Source organism: Pseudomonas sp. AC193, assembly GCF_979258075.1.
The window spans coordinates 240,001-257,137 of record NZ_OZ409832.1; the positions used below are offsets into that span (position 1 = coordinate 240,001).

General features: G+C 57.3%; 12 protein-coding genes, 2 tRNA genes and 2 rRNA genes (1 of these 16 cut by a window edge). 10 read left to right on the forward strand and 6 right to left on the reverse strand.

The window, feature by feature from the left end:
• The 7 genes from ACZZ0D_RS01135 to ACZZ0D_RS01165 all read left to right on the forward strand — a co-directional run.
• Nucleotides 1-17 (forward strand) — tRNA-Ile (locus tag ACZZ0D_RS01135); it begins 60 nt to the left of the window's first position.
• 30 nt (nt 18-47) lie between these two features.
• Nucleotides 48-123, forward strand: a tRNA-Ala gene (locus tag ACZZ0D_RS01140).
• 247 nt (nt 124-370) lie between these two features.
• A 23S ribosomal RNA gene (locus tag ACZZ0D_RS01145) occupies nt 371-3,266 on the forward strand.
• Nucleotides 3,267-3,437: 171 nt separating this feature from the next.
• Nucleotides 3,438-3,553 (forward strand): 5S ribosomal RNA (gene rrf, locus ACZZ0D_RS01150).
• A gap of 148 nt (nt 3,554-3,701) precedes the next feature.
• Nucleotides 3,702-4,361 (forward strand): paraquat-inducible protein A, encoded by a 660-nt coding sequence (locus tag ACZZ0D_RS01155; RefSeq protein ID WP_159815603.1) that lies wholly within the window; start codon nt 3,702-3,704, stop codon nt 4,359-4,361.
• Nucleotides 4,348-4,971 carry a paraquat-inducible protein A gene (locus ACZZ0D_RS01160; protein ID WP_053123847.1) on the forward strand — a complete coding sequence of 208 codons (624 nt, stop codon included), beginning with the start codon at nt 4,348-4,350 and terminating at the stop codon, nt 4,969-4,971. The genes ACZZ0D_RS01155 and ACZZ0D_RS01160 overlap by 14 nt, the downstream gene beginning before the upstream one ends.
• Nucleotides 4,964-7,267 (forward strand): PqiB family protein, encoded by a 2,304-nt coding sequence (locus tag ACZZ0D_RS01165; protein ID WP_159815604.1) that lies wholly within the window; start codon nt 4,964-4,966, stop codon nt 7,265-7,267. The genes ACZZ0D_RS01160 and ACZZ0D_RS01165 overlap by 8 nt, the downstream gene beginning before the upstream one ends.
• Before the next feature lie 183 nt (nt 7,268-7,450).
• Here the strand turns inward: ACZZ0D_RS01165 and mksF are convergent, their stop codons facing one another.
• The 3 genes from mksF to mksB are packed head-to-tail and all read right to left on the reverse strand — an operon-like array spanning nt 7,451 to nt 12,256.
• Nucleotides 7,451-10,291 carry an Mks condensin complex protein MksF gene (gene mksF, locus ACZZ0D_RS01170; RefSeq protein WP_463552267.1) on the reverse strand — a complete coding sequence of 947 codons (2,841 nt, stop codon included), beginning with the start codon at nt 10,289-10,291 and terminating at the stop codon, nt 7,451-7,453.
• Nucleotides 10,288-10,989, reverse strand: coding sequence for an Mks condensin complex protein MksE (gene mksE, locus ACZZ0D_RS01175; RefSeq protein WP_053123840.1), 702 nt, complete (start codon nt 10,987-10,989; stop codon nt 10,288-10,290). The genes mksF and mksE overlap by 4 nt, the downstream gene beginning before the upstream one ends.
• Complete coding sequence (gene mksB / locus ACZZ0D_RS01180) at nt 10,979-12,256, reverse strand: Mks condensin complex protein MksB (protein ID WP_463552268.1); 1,278 nt, start codon at nt 12,254-12,256, stop codon at nt 10,979-10,981. Before mksB ends, mksE begins: the two co-directional genes overlap by 11 nt.
• Before the next feature lie 219 nt (nt 12,257-12,475).
• On the opposite strand from mksB, the gene ACZZ0D_RS01185 reads away from it, so the two are divergent.
• Nucleotides 12,476-13,222, forward strand: a complete 747-nt coding sequence (locus ACZZ0D_RS01185) for an energy transducer TonB (RefSeq protein ID WP_463554751.1) — start codon at nt 12,476-12,478, stop codon at nt 13,220-13,222.
• Nucleotides 13,215-13,667, forward strand: a complete 453-nt coding sequence (gene rimI / locus ACZZ0D_RS01190; protein WP_463552269.1) for a ribosomal protein S18-alanine N-acetyltransferase — start codon at nt 13,215-13,217, stop codon at nt 13,665-13,667. The genes ACZZ0D_RS01185 and rimI overlap by 8 nt, the downstream gene beginning before the upstream one ends.
• A gap of 130 nt (nt 13,668-13,797) precedes the next feature.
• On the opposite strand, the gene ACZZ0D_RS01195 is transcribed toward rimI, so the two are convergent.
• Nucleotides 13,798-14,202 (reverse strand): serine kinase/phosphatase, encoded by a 405-nt coding sequence (locus ACZZ0D_RS01195; RefSeq protein ID WP_463552270.1) that lies wholly within the window; start codon nt 14,200-14,202, stop codon nt 13,798-13,800.
• Between the two features lie 141 nt (nt 14,203-14,343).
• Between ACZZ0D_RS01195 and can the strand changes: the two genes are divergently transcribed.
• On the forward strand, nt 14,344-14,988 hold the full coding sequence (can, locus tag ACZZ0D_RS01200; RefSeq protein WP_186534371.1) for a carbonate dehydratase: 645 nt from the start codon (nt 14,344-14,346) through the stop codon (nt 14,986-14,988).
• An 8-nt stretch (nt 14,989-14,996) separates the two neighbouring features.
• Here can and ACZZ0D_RS01205 read toward each other — a convergent pair whose 3' ends face one another.
• Both ACZZ0D_RS01205 and ACZZ0D_RS01210 read right to left on the reverse strand, forming a co-directional pair.
• Entirely contained in the window at nt 14,997-15,518 is a 522-nt protein-coding gene (locus ACZZ0D_RS01205; protein WP_463552271.1) for an SET domain-containing protein, read from the reverse strand.
• Nucleotides 15,519-15,689: 171 nt separating this feature from the next.
• Complete coding sequence (locus ACZZ0D_RS01210) at nt 15,690-16,862, reverse strand: hypothetical protein (protein WP_463552272.1); 1,173 nt, start codon at nt 16,860-16,862, stop codon at nt 15,690-15,692.
• Nucleotides 16,863-17,137 lie beyond the last annotated feature (275 nt).

The window sequence follows — 17,137 nt, forward strand, 5'->3', positions numbered from 1 at the left end:
TCTGCCCAGACCCACCAATTTTGTGTGGGAAACGCCTGTAGAAATACGGGGCCATAGCTCAGCTGGGAGAGCGCCTGCCTTGCACGCAGGAGGTCAACGGTTCGATCCCGTTTGGCTCCACCACTACTGCTTCTGAAGTTTGAAAGCTTAGAAATGAGCATTCCATCGTTGTGATGATGAATGTTGATTTCTAGTCTTTGACTAGTTCGTTCTTTAAAAATTTGGGTATGTGATAGAAAGATAGACTGAACGTTACTTTCACTGGTAACGGATCAGGCTAAGGTAAAATTTGTGAGTTCTCTTAGTTGAGAAATTCGAATTTTCGGCGAATGTCGTCTTCACAGTATAACCAGATTGCTTGGGGTTATATGGTCAAGTGAAGAAGCGCATACGGTGGATGCCTTGGCAGTCAGAGGCGATGAAAGACGTGGTAGCCTGCGAAAAGCTTCGGGGAGTCGGCAAACAGACTTTGATCCGGAGATGTCTGAATGGGGGAACCCAGCCATCATAAGATGGTTATCTTGTACTGAATACATAGGTGCAAGAGGCGAACCAGGGGAACTGAAACATCTAAGTACCCTGAGGAAAAGAAATCAACCGAGATTCCCTTAGTAGTGGCGAGCGAACGGGGACTAGCCCTTAAGTGGCTTTGAGATTAGCGGAACGCTCTGGAAAGTGCGGCCATAGTGGGTGATAGCCCTGTACGCGAAAATCTCTTAGTCATGAAATCGAGTAGGACGGAGCACGAGAAACTTTGTCTGAATATGGGGGGGCAGATCCTCCAAGGCTAAATACTACTGACTGACCGATAGTGAACTAGTACCGTGAGGGAAAGGCGAAAAGAACCCCGGAGAGGGGAGTGAAATAGATCCTGAAACCGTATGCGTACAAGCAGTGGGAGCAGACTTTGTTCTGTGACTGCGTACCTTTTGTATAATGGGTCAGCGACTTATTTTCAGTGGCGAGCTTAACCGAATAGGGGAGGCGTAGCGAAAGCGAGTCTTAATAGGGCGTCTAGTCGCTGGGAATAGACCCGAAACCGGGCGATCTATCCATGGGCAGGTTGAAGGTTGGGTAACACTAACTGGAAGAACCGAACCGACTACCGTTGAAAAGTTAGCGGATGACCTGTGGATCGGAGTGAAAGGCTAATCAAGCTCGGAGATAGCTGGTTCTCCTCGAAAGCTATTTAGGTAGCGCCTCATGTATCACTGTAGGGGGTAGAGCACTGTTTCGGCTAGGGGGTCATCCCGACTTACCAAACCGATGCAAACTCCGAATACCTACAAGTGCCGAGCATGGGAGACACACGGCGGGTGCTAACGTCCGTCGTGAAAAGGGAAACAACCCAGACCGTCAGCTAAGGTCCCAAAGTTATGGTTAAGTGGGAAACGATGTGGGAAGGCTTAGACAGCTAGGAGGTTGGCTTAGAAGCAGCCACCCTTTAAAGAAAGCGTAATAGCTCACTAGTCGAGTCGGCCTGCGCGGAAGATGTAACGGGGCTCAAACCATACACCGAAGCTACGGGTATCACCTTCGGGTGATGCGGTAGAGGAGCGTTCTGTAAGCCTGTGAAGGTGAGTTGAGAAGCTTGCTGGAGGTATCAGAAGTGCGAATGCTGACATGAGTAACGACAATGGGTGTGAAAAACACCCACGCCGAAAGACCAAGGTTTCCTGCGCAACGTTAATCGACGCAGGGTTAGTCGGTCCCTAAGGCGAGGCTGAAAAGCGTAGTCGATGGAAAACAGGTTAATATTCCTGTACTTCTGGTTATTGCGATGGAGGGACGGAGAAGGCTAGGCCAGCTTGGCGTTGGTTGTCCAAGTTTAAGGTGGTAGGCTGAGATCTTAGGTAAATCCGGGATCTTAAGGCCGAGAGCTGATGACGAGTGTTCTTTTAGAACACGAAGTGGTTGATGCCATGCTTCCAAGAAAAGCTTCTAAGCTTCAGGTAACCAGGAACCGTACCCCAAACCGACACAGGTGGTTGGGTAGAGAATACCAAGGCGCTTGAGAGAACTCGGGTGAAGGAACTAGGCAAAATGGCACCGTAACTTCGGGAGAAGGTGCGCCGGTGAGGGTGAAGGACTTGCTCCGTAAGCTCATGCCGGTCGAAGATACCAGGCCGCTGCGACTGTTTATTAAAAACACAGCACTCTGCAAACACGAAAGTGGACGTATAGGGTGTGACGCCTGCCCGGTGCCGGAAGGTTAATTGATGGGGTTAGCTAACGCGAAGCTCTTGATCGAAGCCCCGGTAAACGGCGGCCGTAACTATAACGGTCCTAAGGTAGCGAAATTCCTTGTCGGGTAAGTTCCGACCTGCACGAATGGCGTAACGATGGCGGCGCTGTCTCCACCCGAGACTCAGTGAAATTGAAATCGCTGTGAAGATGCAGTGTATCCGCGGCTAGACGGAAAGACCCCGTGAACCTTTACTATAGCTTTGCACTGGACTTTGAATTTGCTTGTGTAGGATAGGTGGGAGGCTTTGAAGCGTGGACGCCAGTTCGCGTGGAGCCAACCTTGAAATACCACCCTGGCAACTTTGAGGTTCTAACTCAGGTCCGTTATCCGGATCGAGGACAGTGTATGGTGGGTAGTTTGACTGGGGCGGTCTCCTCCTAAAGAGTAACGGAGGAGTACGAAGGTGCGCTCAGACCGGTCGGAAATCGGTCGTAGAGTATAAAGGCAAAAGCGCGCTTGACTGCGAGACAGACACGTCGAGCAGGTACGAAAGTAGGTCTTAGTGATCCGGTGGTTCTGTATGGAAGGGCCATCGCTCAACGGATAAAAGGTACTCCGGGGATAACAGGCTGATACCGCCCAAGAGTTCATATCGACGGCGGTGTTTGGCACCTCGATGTCGGCTCATCACATCCTGGGGCTGAAGCCGGTCCCAAGGGTATGGCTGTTCGCCATTTAAAGTGGTACGCGAGCTGGGTTTAGAACGTCGTGAGACAGTTCGGTCCCTATCTGCCGTGGACGTTTGAGATTTGAGAGGGGCTGCTCCTAGTACGAGAGGACCGGAGTGGACGAACCTCTGGTGTTCCGGTTGTCACGCCAGTGGCATTGCCGGGTAGCTATGTTCGGAATAGATAACCGCTGAAAGCATCTAAGCGGGAAACTAGCCTCAAGATGAGATCTCACTGGAACCTTGAGTTCCCTGAAGGGCCGTCGAAGACTACGACGTTGATAGGTTGGGTGTGTAAGCGCTGTGAGGCGTTGAGCTAACCAATACTAATTGCCCGTGAGGCTTGACCATATAACACCCAAGCAATTTGCTTGCTTCGAAGCTGAAAAGCGAAAGAGCACCAGATTGCGGTGTGTGAAGACGAAACGAACCGAAAGTTCGAAACGCTCACAAAACACCTAGCTGTCACATACCCAATTTGCTGAAGCGAGGCCATCTGGTCACGACTCAGTACCCGAATTTCTTGACGACCATAGAGCGTTGGAACCACCTGATCCCATCCCGAACTCAGCAGTGAAACGATGCATCGCCGATGGTAGTGTGGGGTTTCCCCATGTGAGAGTAGGTCATCGTCAAGATTAAATTCCGAAACCCCAATTGCGAAAGCAGTTGGGGTTTTGTTTTGCCCGCAGGAAAGTTTTTGCACGGTTCATCGAACAAATTTGCACAGTTATTTTCGAACCAGAACACTAGAATAGCCCCACCTTTTTTGGAGCCAGAGCCTTTATGTCAGAGTCGGTTGACGCCCCCGGGCTGTCAGATCTACCGCTGGAAGACTTGGTGGCCTGTCACGAGTGTGACCTGCTGATGCGCAAGCCAACACTTGCCCACGGCGAGAAAGCCCTCTGCCCCCGCTGCGGATACGAGTTGTACGCCCATCGCCATAACGTGGTGCAGCGCAGCCTTGCTCTGGTGATTGCGGCACTGCTGCTGTACATACCAGCGAACTTTTTGCCGATCATGCAGCTCAATCTACTCGGGCAGTCTTCGGATGATACGGTCTGGAGCGGCGTGCTCGGTCTGTTCAATACCGGCATGCAAGGCGTATCGATTGTTGTGTTCCTGTGCAGCATGGCCATTCCGCTGCTCAAGTTGCTGTGCCAATTGTTTGTGCTGCTGACGATCCGTTTCGATATCGGTCGCAGCTATGGCTTGTTGCTCTACCGCATTTACCACCACCTCAAAGACTGGGGAATGCTCGAGGTTTACCTCATGGGCGTACTGGTGGCGATCGTCAAACTGGCGGACATGGCCGCCATCACCGTCGGCCTTGGTCTGGCGTGTTTTATCGGCTTGTTGCTGGTTCAGGTCTGGCTGGAAGTGGTGATGTCGCCGCACCAGATCTGGCAGGCGTTATCAGGGGAAGATGCTCATGCGGGCGATTGATGCAGGCATTCTGACGTGCACCGAATGCCATGAGTTGAACCGGCAGGAGGCGGACAACGACGAGCAAACCTGCACCCGCTGTGGTGCATTGGTTCACGCGCGCCGGCCGAACAGCCTCACCCGTACCTGGGCCCTGCTGATCACGGCGGCGATTATCTACATACCGGCCAACGTGTTGCCGATCATGACTGTCAGTTCTTTGGGTCAAGGTGACCCAAGCACGATCATGTCCGGCGTGATCCAGTTGGTGCAGCACGGCATGATCCCGATTGCTGCCGTAGTGTTCATCGCCAGTATTCTGGTGCCGACTTTCAAACTGGTGGGCATCGCACTGCTGTTGTTTTCAGTACAACGCAAACAACCGTTGTCGGCGCGGCAGCGCATCTGGATGTACCGCTTCATCGAGTTCATTGGCCGCTGGTCGATGCTCGATATTTTTGTGATCGCCATTCTGGTGGCGGTCGTCAATTTCGGCCGCTTAGCCAGTGTCGAAGCCAATCTTGGCGCCATCGCCTTCGCCAGTGTGGTGATTCTGACGATGCTTGCTGCAGTAACTTTTGATCCCCGACTGATTTGGGATAACACGGAGTCGGACGACGACCATGACTGATTTGCCCGTAGCGAAAACCCGACCGGCCTCGAACTGGTCTGCCATTTGGGTACTGCCTCTGATCGCGTTGATCATCGGTGGCTGGCTCGGCTGGCGTGCCTATTCCGAAACCGGCATCGAGATCCAGATTCGCTTTGAAAGCGGCGAAGGCATCCAGGCCAATAAAACCGAGATCATGTACAAGGGCATGTCGGTCGGTAAGGTCAAAACGCTGAAGCTCGACGACGAGGGCAACTCCAAAGGCGTCATTGCCACCGTCGAGATGAACAAGGACGTCGAGCAATACCTCAAAACCAGCACGCGTTTCTGGCTGGTCAAACCGAGCGTAACTCTGGCCGGCATCACTGGTCTGGAGACGCTGGTCTCAGGTAACTACGTCGCTATCAGTCCCGGCGAAGGCGAGCCCGCGCGCAAGTTCAAGGCGCTGGCCGAAGAGCCGCCGCTGTCCGACGCCAAACCTGGTCTGCACTTGACCATCAAGGCTGATCGTCTCGGTTCGCTGAGCCGTGGCAGCCCGGTGTTCTACAAGCAAATCAAAGTCGGTCAGGTCAAAAGCTATGTGCTGTCGGAAGACCAAAGCACCGTTGAGCTCAAAGTGTTCATCGAACCGACCTACGCCAAACTGGTGCGCAAACATACACGTTTCTGGAACGCCAGCGGCATCAGCATCGACGCCAACCTGTCCGGGGTCAAAGTGCGCAGCGAATCGCTGGCCAGCATCGTCGCTGGCGGTATCGCCTTCGCCACGCCGGAGAATCGCAAGGACAGTCCGCCAACCGATCCGAGCCTGCCATTCCGTCTCTACGAGGACTTCGACGCCGCCGCTGCCGGTATTCGTGTGAAGGTCAAACTCAGCGACTTCGAAGGCCTGCAGGCTGGCCGTACGCCAGTGATGTACAAAGGCATTCAGGTCGGCAACCTGAAAGCATTGAAAGTCGATGCCGATCTGAACAGCGCCACCGCCGAGCTGACTCTCGATCCGTTGGCCGAAGATTATCTGGTGGAGGGCACTCAGTTCTGGGTGGTCAAACCGTCGATCTCGCTGGCCGGCATCACGGGTCTCGAAGCGCTGGTGAAAGGTAACTACATCGCCGTGCGTCCGGGTGACAAAGGTGCCGCCCCGAAACGTGAGTTCGAAGCACGTCCGAAAGCGCCGCCGCTGGATCTGCGTTCGCCGGGTCTGCACCTGGTGCTGTTCACCGACACGCTGGGTTCGATCGATGTCGGCAGTCCGATCTTGTACAAGCAGGTCAAGGTCGGTTCGGTACAGAGCTACCAATTCTCCAAGACGCGCAAACAAATCATCGTCGGCGTGCACATCGAGAAGGAATACGAAAACCTGGTCAACGCTTCGACGCGGTTCTGGAATGTCAGCGGTGTGACGTTGACTGGTGGGTTGACCGGCGGCATTCAGGTCAAGAGTGAATCCCTGCAAACCCTGATGGCCGGCGGTATCGCCTTCGAAACACCGCAGGCCAAGGCGCCGCTGCAGAAACGCATTCCGCGTTTCCGTCTGTTTGCCAATCATGACGACGCCAGTAAAAAAGGCAGCGTAGTAACGATCAAAGTCGATCGCGCCGACGGTCTCAGCAGCGGCACGCCGGTTCGTTTCAAAGGGCTGGATGTCGGCAAGATTGAAAGCGTCGATCTGACTGACGACTTGCAATCGGTCATCCTCACCGCGCGCATCACGGAAGTGCCGGAGAAGATTGCCCGGGTTGGCAGTCAGTTCTGGGTGGTCAAGCCTGAGCTCGGCCTGATCAAGACAGAAAATCTGGAAACCCTGGTGACCGGCAAGTACATCGAAGTGCAGCCAGCGGCGAAGAACCTTGGCCCGCAGAAGAACTTCGTTGCACTGGCCACAGCGCCGGAAGTCACCAAACAAGAGGCGGGTCTGAGTCTGGTGTTGAGCGCCGCTCGCCGTGGTTCGTTGAAGCCGGGTGTGCCGGTGACTTACCGTGAAATTACCGTGGGTAAAGTTACGGGTTATGAACTGGGCCAGACCGCTGATCGCGTATTGGTGCACATTCTGATCGAGCCGAAATACGCGCCGCTCGTACGCAGCGGCAGCCGCTTCTGGAACACCAGCGGTGTCGGGTTTGATATCGGTTTGTTCAACGGGCTGACGGTGCGCACCGAATCGCTGGAGACAGCGATTCAGGGCGGCATCGCATTCGCTACGCCGGAGGGTGAGCGGATGGGCGGTCAGGCTCGGGCGGAGCAGACGTTCCCGTTGTTCGACAAGTTTGAGGATGAGTGGCTGACGTGGGCGCCGAAGATTTCGCTCGGTAAATAAATTCTGCGGTGTTTGAAGTGGGGCCATCGCGAGCAGGCTCACTCCTACAGGGGAACGCATTCCAACTGTAGGAGTGAGCCTGCTCGCGATAGGGCCAGCCAATTCAGCACAAACCCCAAGCCATAAAAAAGGGCCGCGATCCCAGCAGATCGCGGCCCTTTTTTTGTCTTCAGTTAACGCCGATCAAACCGCATCCAGCTCCGGTTCATCCGCTTCAACATTCACCGTGGCCTTCACCACATCATGGCGACGGATGTACTTCCAGTCCGCCTCATCAATGTAGATCCCCGCCGGGCCGCTGCCGCCTTCCAGGTCGATCGCGACACTCGCGCAGACCTGCGGCTTCACGCTCGCCAGAATCGGCACGAAGCCCAGTTGCAGGCTGGTTTCCAGCAGTGCGGCCTGGTTCTTCTCATCGATATCCGCCGCCTCGTCGAGGTAGTACGGCAGACGCACACGGCCGGCCTGATCGCGATCCATCAAGTGCAGCAACAAGTACATGTTGGTCAGCGCCTTGATGGTCATGGTCGTGCCGTTGGACGCCGCGCCGTCGATGTCGGTGTGGATCACCGGCTGGCCGTTGACCTTGGTAATCTCGAACGCCAGTTCGAACAAGTCCTTGAGGCCGAGCTGGTTGTGGTTTGCCGCCACCAACCGCGCAAGGTATTCCTTGGCCTCTTCGTTCTTGTTGTCTTGCTCGGCGCTTTGGCTGAGGTCGAACACCGACAGGGTTTCGCCTTCTTCGTACTGACCGGCGCTGTGGATGATCTGATCGATGTGCTTGAGGGCTTCCTTGTTCGGCGCGAGGACGATGCGGAAGCTCTGCAGGTTGGAGACCTGACGCTTGTTGATCTCGCGGTTGAACAGCGCCAGTTGATGCTCAAGGCTGTCGTAGTCGCTGCGAATATTGCGCAGAGTACGGGCGATGTCGGTGACCGCTGCACGACGGGCCTTGCCCAGCGTCAGCGCTTCATCGGTACGGTGCGCGTAAGCGTTGATCAGCAGCGACAGACGGCGCTCCATGTCGTCTTCGCTGTCGAACTTGGCCACACCTTTGAGGCGCACTTGCGCGTACAGCGCTTCGATCTGACCGTCAGCACGGAGCAAGCCTTGCCAGCTGTCCTGGTAGTCGTTGAGCAGTGGCAGGAGGTTGTCCATCGAATCGTCGACCGGATCCATGAACGGCGTACCGAACGGCAGATCCGCCGGCAGCAACTGACGACGGCGCAATGCATCGTCGAGCGTGCGTTGCTTGGCTTCCATATCGGCGATCTGGCGGCCGACCAGTTGCAGCTTGGCCGACAGTTGCTGGACGCGCTCGGTAAAGGCATCGCTGGAACGCTTGAGTTCGTCCTGCGCGCCTTCCATCTGCGCCAGTTGCTCGAGCTTGTCGCCTTCTTCAGCGCTCAACGTTTGCGTGCGACGGAAATCTTCCAGCGCCTTTTGCGCGTCCAGCACTTGCTGGTACAGCGCTTCGGTCTGGGTCTTGCTCGCCGAGCGGTCAGCGGCAACGGCCTGCTGGGTCTTGAGCTGTTTCAGCTCTTTGTCCAGACGTTCTTTCTGGTCGCGCAACGCGGCACGGTCGGCCAGTGCTTGCAGCGCCGGTGGCTCAATGTGCGAGAGGTCTATCGACAGGCCCGGCACTTCGAAGCGTTCACCCTTGAAGCCATCAAGGATCAGCTCAACCGATTTGACCCATTCGCCACCCTCGTCGAGGGTAATGCCGTGTTCGCCCAGCGGCAGGCTGAACAGTGCGCTGTTGAACAGACGCATCAACCGTTCGACGTCGGGTTGCGAAAATTCTTCGCGCAGTCGCGCGTAGCTGTTGTTGTCGGCGTGATCGAGTTGCTGCTTCACCGACTTCAGGCGTTTTTCCAGATCGCGCAAACGCTCTTCGAGATCTTCTGCACTGAACTGACGCGATTGCGCCAAGGCGCCGGCGAGTTCGTCGTGGGCGTCTTTGGCCGCGAGCAATTGTTGCTCCAACACTTTGACGTCATCGACCAAAGCAAAGCGATTCTTCAGTACCGACAGCTCGCCGAGCCAGCGCTGGATGCCGGAAATTTCCCGCTCCAGACGCATCAGCTCCTGAGTACCGCCGCGCTGATTGTTTTGCAGACTGTCCTGCTCGCCACGGTAGTGGTCGGCCTGAATGGTCAGCTCTTCCTTGCGCGCACTGGCGTAATCCGACCAAGTACCGAGCAACGAATCGAGCAGCGGCGACAGCCGATGTAACTTGCCGCGCAGCACGTCGCGCTGTTTCACGCCGTTGGCCAAGGCTTCAACCAACGGGCCGGCAGCGACCAGCGAGTTGTAGTCCTGTTCCATACGACGCACGTCGCGGAAGGCTTCTTCGCACGCGGCGATGTAATCGACACTGCCGGAACGCAGGCTGTGTTCGAAGGCATCGAGGAACAACTGCTTCAACTTCGCCGCAGTAATTTCGCGCATGTGCAGCAGGTTGATGAACAGCGCGCGGAAAGTCTTCAGGCTCTGTTCGCTGGTGGAGCGCAGCGGGATCAGGGTCAGATCCAGCGGGATCGAAGTGTGACCGCCCACCAGCAAACGACGCAGCTCATCCGGCTTGAGTTCGTAGGCTTTCAGGCCTTCTTTCTCAAGGTTGTTGAACAGCTCTTTTTGACGCAGGCAGGTGTCGTTTTTCTGGTAATGCGCCAGATCGAGTTTGCCGGCGTAGGCGAAGAACTGGTGACCGAAACCACCGCCCGGGCCACGACCGACCACGCCGATCACGTGCGGGCCGTGTGGCAGGTTCACTTCGACAAGGATGTAACTGGTGTCGGAAGCGAAGTAGAAGCGCCGCGATTGTTCGAGGCTGTACTTGCCGAAACTCATGTCCGACATGCGCGCCAGAATCGGGAACTGCAAGGCGTTGATCGACGCCGATTTACCGAGGTTGTTCGCGCCGTAAACCGACAACGGTTCTTCCAGCGGGAACAGGCCGAGGCTGTAACCGGCAGTGTTCAATAGGGCAAAGCGGCGGATGCCGTAGCGTTCCTGGCTCATGCGTCGGACTCCTGTTCTTCGGCAATGGCGCGGGCCAGTGCGTCTTCTTCGCTCTCTTCATCAAATTCGCTGAGATCGAGCGGATCGTCGGTTTCGAGGAATTTGGCTTCCGCCGCTTCGTCGATCAGCACCGGCGCTGGCAGCGGCAATACGCTGTGCACGCTGGCCGCCAGATCGCGGTCTTGCTGCACCGACAGGCACACGTCGAGGAAACGGTGCATCGGTGGCAGGAAGCGGTACACACCGTTTTCTTCACCGGCGAAACCGAGTTGAGTCATGCGGCGCATGATCTTTTCTTCGAGCTCTTCGACGGTCTGCACTTCGGCTTGAATAAACAGGTCGCGGTACTTCTCCAGCAGCGACGGCAACTCTTCGCGGCCGAGGCTGCCGCCATCGAGCACGGCGATCGGGTCGCGGCCCTGATCGGCCAGATGCTCGACGAGGATGAAGGTGAACAGCGCCAGACGCTGCGCCGTCTTGTTCACCGCCGCAGCGGCCATGTCCGGCACAAAGTAGTAGAAACCACGGGTGTCGCAGACCAGTTCAAAACCCAGCGCCTTAAACAGCGTGCGGTATTGATCCTGGAAGTTCGACAGTTGCGCGTACAGTTCCGGGTCGCGGCGGCTGACGTGGTAACCCTTGAACAGCTCGCGGAAGATCGGTGCCAGTTGGGACAGTTCGGAGAGATCAAGATGCATTGGGGATGCTCGCAGAATCCTCGGCGGCACTGTCGCGGGCCGAGAGCAGGGCGAAGGAGCGCAGGCTGACCTGGTGCTCATGAGTGTGGTAGTCGCGGCGTTCCAGACGCTCGCGGGTGAAGCGTTTTTCCCGCGACAGGCGCGAGAACCAATAGAGCAATTCGTCGGTGGCGCCGTCCGGTTCCTGCTCGAGCAGCCAGGTCATCAGATCCGGCATTGGCAGGGATTCTTCGCAACGGTCGACCATCTCGCGCACGGTGCGGGGTGCGCGTGGGGCTTCGCCTTTCTGGGTTTTGTGCGCTTTCGGGAAGCGTGCCGGTTTCGGCTCGAAACGCGCCAACGCGTACACGTAGGCTTCGACCTGACTGGCGCTGCCGAGGAAGGTGCTTTGCGGGCGGGTGAACATCGGCATCACGGCTTGCGGCACGGCGTCGATGCCTTTGCGGCGGATCGCCGCCAGTGCGAGCGCGGCGCCACGGGTCACGGCGTTGTGCCGGCGCGCTTCTTCACGCAGCGGCAGCAACAGTTCGCGGGCATGGCGCAAGGTCAACTGGGCGCTGGTCTGCATTTCGAGGATGCGCGCGTGGGTGCGCAGCAGCATGTCATCGTCAACCAGATGGCCGAGGCGCTGTTGCTCGCTGAGCATTTTCAGCAACACGGTTTCGACCTTGCGCACGCCTTGTTCGAAGGCGCCGTCGGCGTTCACCAGATCGATCATCGGCTCGACGTATTCGTCCCACGTCGCCAGTACTTCGGCGTAACGCTGACGCAAGGGAATCTGCCGGTCACTGGTTTTGGCGCGTTCGGCTACTGCAACCAGCGCTTGTTCGTCGTTGTCGAGTTTCTTCAAAACATCGCGCACGCGCATGTCGAGCAAACGCAGCTGACGGGCGAGGTCGTGACCGTCGCGAACGTCGAACGCATCCTGGATGTAACCGGCCAGGCGTTCGAGGTGACGCAAATAGGCTTCGATTTCCAGGCACAGGCCCAAACGGTGTTCACGACGCAGGTAAGCGAGGAAGTCGTGAATCTGCGCATTGAGCTCGAACCGGTTCGGGCTTTTCGCCACAGGCACCAGAATATCGAGGCGAATCCACACGTCGAGCAGGCTGGTAATGTCCTGCGGCGTGCTGTCCAGTTGTTGGGCGGCCAGTTGCGTGCGCAGTTCGTTGAGGCTCAATGTGCCTTGGTCGAAGTGCTCACACAAAGGCTCCAGAAGCGCCCAGTGTTCAGCGAGGGCGCGCAAGACGCGCTTGGGTTCGATCATCGGAATGCCCGGCTGGTTGGCAATGAAAAGCGGCGATTGTACTGCATCGCAGCCGATACGATTCAATCCAGGGACAGGCTGTTGTTTTTCTTTCGGTCAAGTGATTGATCAACAACGGGCGATCTTGGACGAAGGGCGGTAGAATCAGCCCACTTCAGTTATCCACAAGTGGCCGACCCTTTGCTTATCGAGTCCCGCCGCCGCGCCTATTTGAACGCCATGCAGGTGGTCAATTGGCTGCCGCGCACCGAATTGCCTTTCGCCGCGCCCTCGCGCCCCGAGCTGCTGGACATGCCCGAGCCCGAGGTAGAAGCGCCGCTGGTGCCCGCGCCTCAGGCCGAAGCGCCGGTGCAGCCTGTTGCGCGAACGAGCGAGCGGCCGAAGATCGAAGTGCCACGCCCGTCGCTGGCGAGCACGCGAACCAACGCCAAACCGGTGGAAGAGGCCGACGACACGCCTGTCGTCGCCAAGCCCGCACCGGTGCCGCCGCCGCGTTTCGCCCTGCAATTATTGCGGGCCGGGCGTTGCTTGCTGCTGGTCGAGTTACCCACAGGCGAACCGTTCCAGAGCCGTGATCCTGCTTATTTATTGCTCAAAGACATGCTGCGTGCCGCCGGTCTGCCGGATGCGCCGCAAATTGTCGGCGAGCCAGTGCGTTGGCCGTGGCTCAATCGCGGCACCATGGATCAGGGCCCGGATGCGGCGCGCGACTTTGTGCAGGGTTTCCTTTCGGTACAAATGGAATCCGCACCCTGCGCCTGCCTGTGGCTGATCGGTCTGCCGGCAGTGCGTTTCGCCGGTGAAGCGGACGCTGAAGCATTCAATCGTGAATTGCAGATCGAAGGTCTGGGCTCAGCCTGGGCCATTCCCGGTCTGGAATTGTTAATGGAAGAGCCACAGCGCAAAGCCGCTGTGTGGCAAGCCATGCGTCGGCTGATGGCGCGATGGAAAGAATCGAATGAGTGACGCTGTATCGTTCCGCCCGATGATCGAGGCGGATCTGGACGCTGTGCTGAAGATTGAATTCGCCGCGTACAGCCATCCGTGGACGCGCGGGATTTTTCTCGACGGCTTGGGCAAATACCAGATCTGGCTGATGTTCGAAGGTGAGCAACAGGTTGGGCATGGTGTGGTGCAGATCATTCTCGATGAGGCGCATCTGCTCAATATCACGGTGAAACCGGAGAGTCAGGGGCGAGGGTTGGGGCTGACATTGCTGGAGCATCTGATGTCGCGTGCGTATGCGGCTGCGGCTCGGGAGTGTTTTCTCGAAGTGCGCGACAGTAATACGGCGGCGTTCCGGTTGTATGAGCGTTATGGCTTTAACGAGATTGGCCGGCGTCGGGATTATTATCCGGCGGTGGGCGGGCGTGAAGATGCGGTGGTCATGGCCTGCACTTTGGTTGACTGAACCCCTTTAAAAGCTTCGCGAGCAAGCCCGCTCCCACATTGGAATTGAGCCGTTCACAAACATTGTGATCAACACAAAACCCATGTGGGAGCGGGCTTGCTCGCGAAAGTGTCCGGTCAGGCAACGATTATCAGCGCTTGCCATCCATCGGATCGCGCTGCGCCAGCTCCGCCTCATCCAGCCCATTTCCACCGCCAATGTCATCCTCATCGACAATGCTCAAATCCCAATCCGCCTGATTGCCTTCACCAGCCTCTTCGGCATCCCGCGCGCCGTCTTCATGAATCAGCGTTTCCGGGCTCATGTCATCGTCAGTCGGCTCATGGTCGGCAACCGAGGCGCCAGTCATCCCCGCCTCACGCACGCGTTCATTGGGCATCAACTGCTCGCGTTCCCGCTCTGGGATCTCATCACCGATCTTCGCGCTGGGCTCGTCTTCATCGAAATCCAGCTCATGCACCGAACCCATGCGGTCTTCGTTATCATCGATGGGCTCCGGCTGTACCGCATCGTAGGGGCGTCGTGAATCAGTCATGGCAATTCCTCATACTGTGGGCCTTACTAAGGTGGACTCACCGGGCACACGAGAATTCCAACGAAATCACTTTCGGCTCAAGCGTGACCCCGACGGGCGGTCGACTGTCATACCAGCGCATCTTTCTTGAGGCCTTACAGCATGCATGACTTACAAGACCTGATTGATAACAACGAGCGTTGGGCTGACGCGATCACCAAGGAAGACCCGGATTTCTTCGCCAAACTGGCCCGCCAGCAAACGCCGGAGTATCTGTGGATCGGCTGTTCCGACGCGCGCGTACCGGCCAACGAAATCGTCGGCATGTTGCCGGGCGATCTGTTCGTTCACCGCAACGTCGCCAACGTGGTGCTGCACACCGACCTCAATTGCCTGTCGGTGATTCAGTACGCGGTTGATGTGCTCAAGGTTAAGCACATTCTCGTTACCGGTCACTATGGTTGCGGCGGTGTGCGCGCCTCGATGCAGGATCGCCAGTTCGGCCTGATCGACGGCTGGCTGCGTTCGATTCGCGATCTGTATTACGAAAAGCGTGAAGAACTGGCCAAGTTGCCGACCGAAGAAGAACAGGTCGATCGCCTATGCGAACTCAACGTAATCCAGCAAGTGGCCAACGTCGCCCACACCAGCATCATCCAGAACGCTTGGCATCGTGGGCAGAGCCTGTCGATCCACGGCTGCATCTATGGCATCAAGGATGGCCGCTGGAAAAGTCTCGACACCACCATCAGTGGTTTCGAGCAATTGCCGCCGCAGTATCGTTTGCGTCCGGTCGGCGCGCCGTAATCAGCGTTTCAGCGCAGGCCCGCGTGGCGCCTGCGCTGTAAAAACTGTTGGCCTTCGCGGTTGGGTGGTTCGTCGTAACCGGTGATCCACCCACGACATTGCGACGATCCGCAATGGCAAGCGAACTGGCGCAAGAGCTTGTCTTCAGTGGCCGCGAAATCCATGGTCAGCCGTTCGCCCCTGTGGATATCTTTCAGCGCCCACAGCCACAATTCGCTCATGTCGAGAAACACGTTGGGGTTGCAGGAATGTTCCAGCAATCCGCAGAAGCGTGGGTCGTAAAGATGCAGGCCGGTTTGCAGTTGCCGGGTCTGCCGACATCGATAGGGCAACACTTGTCCCGATACGCGACACATGCGAGTGATGCGCAGAAACTCCCGATGTGCGATCACGGCATCGGCGCCATCGTCATCATGAATGATTTCGAAGTCATCGCTGGCTGGAAACCCGAGACGCACGGGGAGGCCGGCAAACGGATAAATGCCCGGCGTATCACCCGCATGACGGGCGTGAACGGCATGACTGTTCATAACAATCCTTGTCCAACGGGTGCTGCGACTTCCGTAGGCTGACGTCCTGTCAGTCCTGCAACACGATTTATGGATCCAATCCTGCGATATATGACAGAACCGGTCTACTGTCAGATCTGACAGGCGCGATTCGCGCTTTTGCGCGTCAGCCAAAACTGACGCGCAACACTTCTATAAGTGTGGGGCCGGGACGGCAGCGGCAGGCAGCGGTGCCTGCAATTTCTGCAGTTCAGCCTTGATCGGCGTGGTGGTGCATTTCGCGGCGGCTTGTTCTGCGCTCAGATTGCGAATCGAGGTGTAGAACAGCTCGCAGGTTTTGACCTTCTGCGTCACCTGCCAGGTTTGCGTGCAACGGTTGAGCATGGGCTTCGGGTCGCTGCCCGGTTTGCTGCCCATTCCGGCCTGCCAGCAAGCGGCGCTCAAATCCTGTCCCATCACTTTCAGGCCGGCGGCATCGGCTTTGGCTTGTGCGTCATCACCGGTGTAGCTTTTCGGGTCGGCGGCGTACCAGATGTAACTCGGGTGATTGGAGCCCAATACCGGCACGTTCACCCCCTTGCTCGGCGTGATGGTGGCGAGGCCCAGCACGCCCACAGTCGGCCCGTATTGGTCTTTGATCCAGTTTCGCACTGGCGCCCCGAAAGCGACCATCGGCAGCACGCTACCGCTGGCGCTCTGGCTGAACTGTTTGACCAGCGTGGTCTGGTAGTCCTTGAAGTAACCGTAGACGCCTTCCAGATCACTGCCGGCGCTGGCGGGCGCGGCGATCGGGGCGATGTCGATGATGGTTTGAAACGCCGGTGTTTGCGCCGCAGGAATACCGTTTGCGGTCAGCAACGTTGCCCAGCGATCGGTGGTGTTCGAGCGCAGGTAATCCTGCGCTTGGGTCAGCGAATAATCCGGCGGGAAGTGCAGCAGTTCGATGCTTTTACGGTTTTCCAAGGCCATGCCCAGCGGCAGGAACAGATACCAGCTGTACGCCCATTTGTCGTCGGCGTTGAGTTGGCTGGCGCCTTTGTAAGCCAGATCGCCAGCATCGAGCAGCGCCGACAACGGTTTGTCATAACCCTTCGGCACGCCGGTTATCTCGGCGTAGAGCTGACCGTTATCAGTCCTCACCAACACCTTCGCATTGGCGTAACCGTCGCGTTGTACGCTCTGGTTCAGGTAGTGGGCGACGGTCTGCTCCAGCGTCCAGTTGCGAAAGCAGATGACGCTGCAGTTGTTGGGGTAGGCGAAGAGACGGGTAACGCGTTCGCTGCTGCCGAGTTTCAGGTCGACATCGGCGTGGGCGGCGGCGCTCAGCGTGAGCGCGGCGAGGGTGAGTCCTGCGATTTTCAACATGCTCAGATCCTTTTCAGCGTGAGTCCCCCTCGTTCGGGGGCGCCTCATAGTGGATCAGCCGTGTTGCCCGGAAAAGCCGGACAACACGGTTTTTTGTGCGCAAGTCGCAGGCGGGTTTATCCGGCCGGAAAGTGCAGGGCGCTGCTCAGATCGCCCATGGGTTGTTGCCCGCGCGCAGTCATCGCGTCATCGCGCTGCTTGAGGCCGTCGAGCTTTTCCCATTGGGGGGATGTGACGGTTGGGTTACAAATGGTGTGGTGTCTAGCACGCTTCGG

Bases quoted from the DNA above. Each gene is read 5' to 3' on its own strand.
- ACZZ0D_RS01155 (WP_159815603.1), top strand. From the start codon at position 3,702: ATGTCAGAGTCGGTTGACGCCCCCGGGCTGTCAGATCTACCGCTGGAA.
- ACZZ0D_RS01160 (WP_053123847.1), top strand. From the start codon at position 4,348: ATGCGGGCGATTGATGCAGGCATTCTGACGTGCACCGAATGCCATGAG.
- ACZZ0D_RS01165 (WP_159815604.1), top strand. From the start codon at position 4,964: ATGACTGATTTGCCCGTAGCGAAAACCCGACCGGCCTCGAACTGGTCT.
- mksF (WP_463552267.1), bottom strand. From the start codon at position 10,291: ATGAGCCAGGAACGCTACGGCATCCGCCGCTTTGCCCTATTGAACACT.
- mksE (WP_053123840.1), bottom strand. From the start codon at position 10,989: ATGCATCTTGATCTCTCCGAACTGTCCCAACTGGCACCGATCTTCCGC.
- mksB (WP_463552268.1), bottom strand. From the start codon at position 12,256: ATGATCGAACCCAAGCGCGTCTTGCGCGCCCTCGCTGAACACTGGGCG.
- ACZZ0D_RS01185 (WP_463554751.1), top strand. From the start codon at position 12,476: ATGCAGGTGGTCAATTGGCTGCCGCGCACCGAATTGCCTTTCGCCGCG.
- rimI (WP_463552269.1), top strand. From the start codon at position 13,215: ATGAGTGACGCTGTATCGTTCCGCCCGATGATCGAGGCGGATCTGGAC.
- ACZZ0D_RS01195 (WP_463552270.1), bottom strand. From the start codon at position 14,202: ATGACTGATTCACGACGCCCCTACGATGCGGTACAGCCGGAGCCCATC.
- can (WP_186534371.1), top strand. From the start codon at position 14,344: ATGCATGACTTACAAGACCTGATTGATAACAACGAGCGTTGGGCTGAC.
- ACZZ0D_RS01205 (WP_463552271.1), bottom strand. From the start codon at position 15,518: ATGAACAGTCATGCCGTTCACGCCCGTCATGCGGGTGATACGCCGGGC.
- ACZZ0D_RS01210 (WP_463552272.1), bottom strand. From the start codon at position 16,862: ATGTTGAAAATCGCAGGACTCACCCTCGCCGCGCTCACGCTGAGCGCC.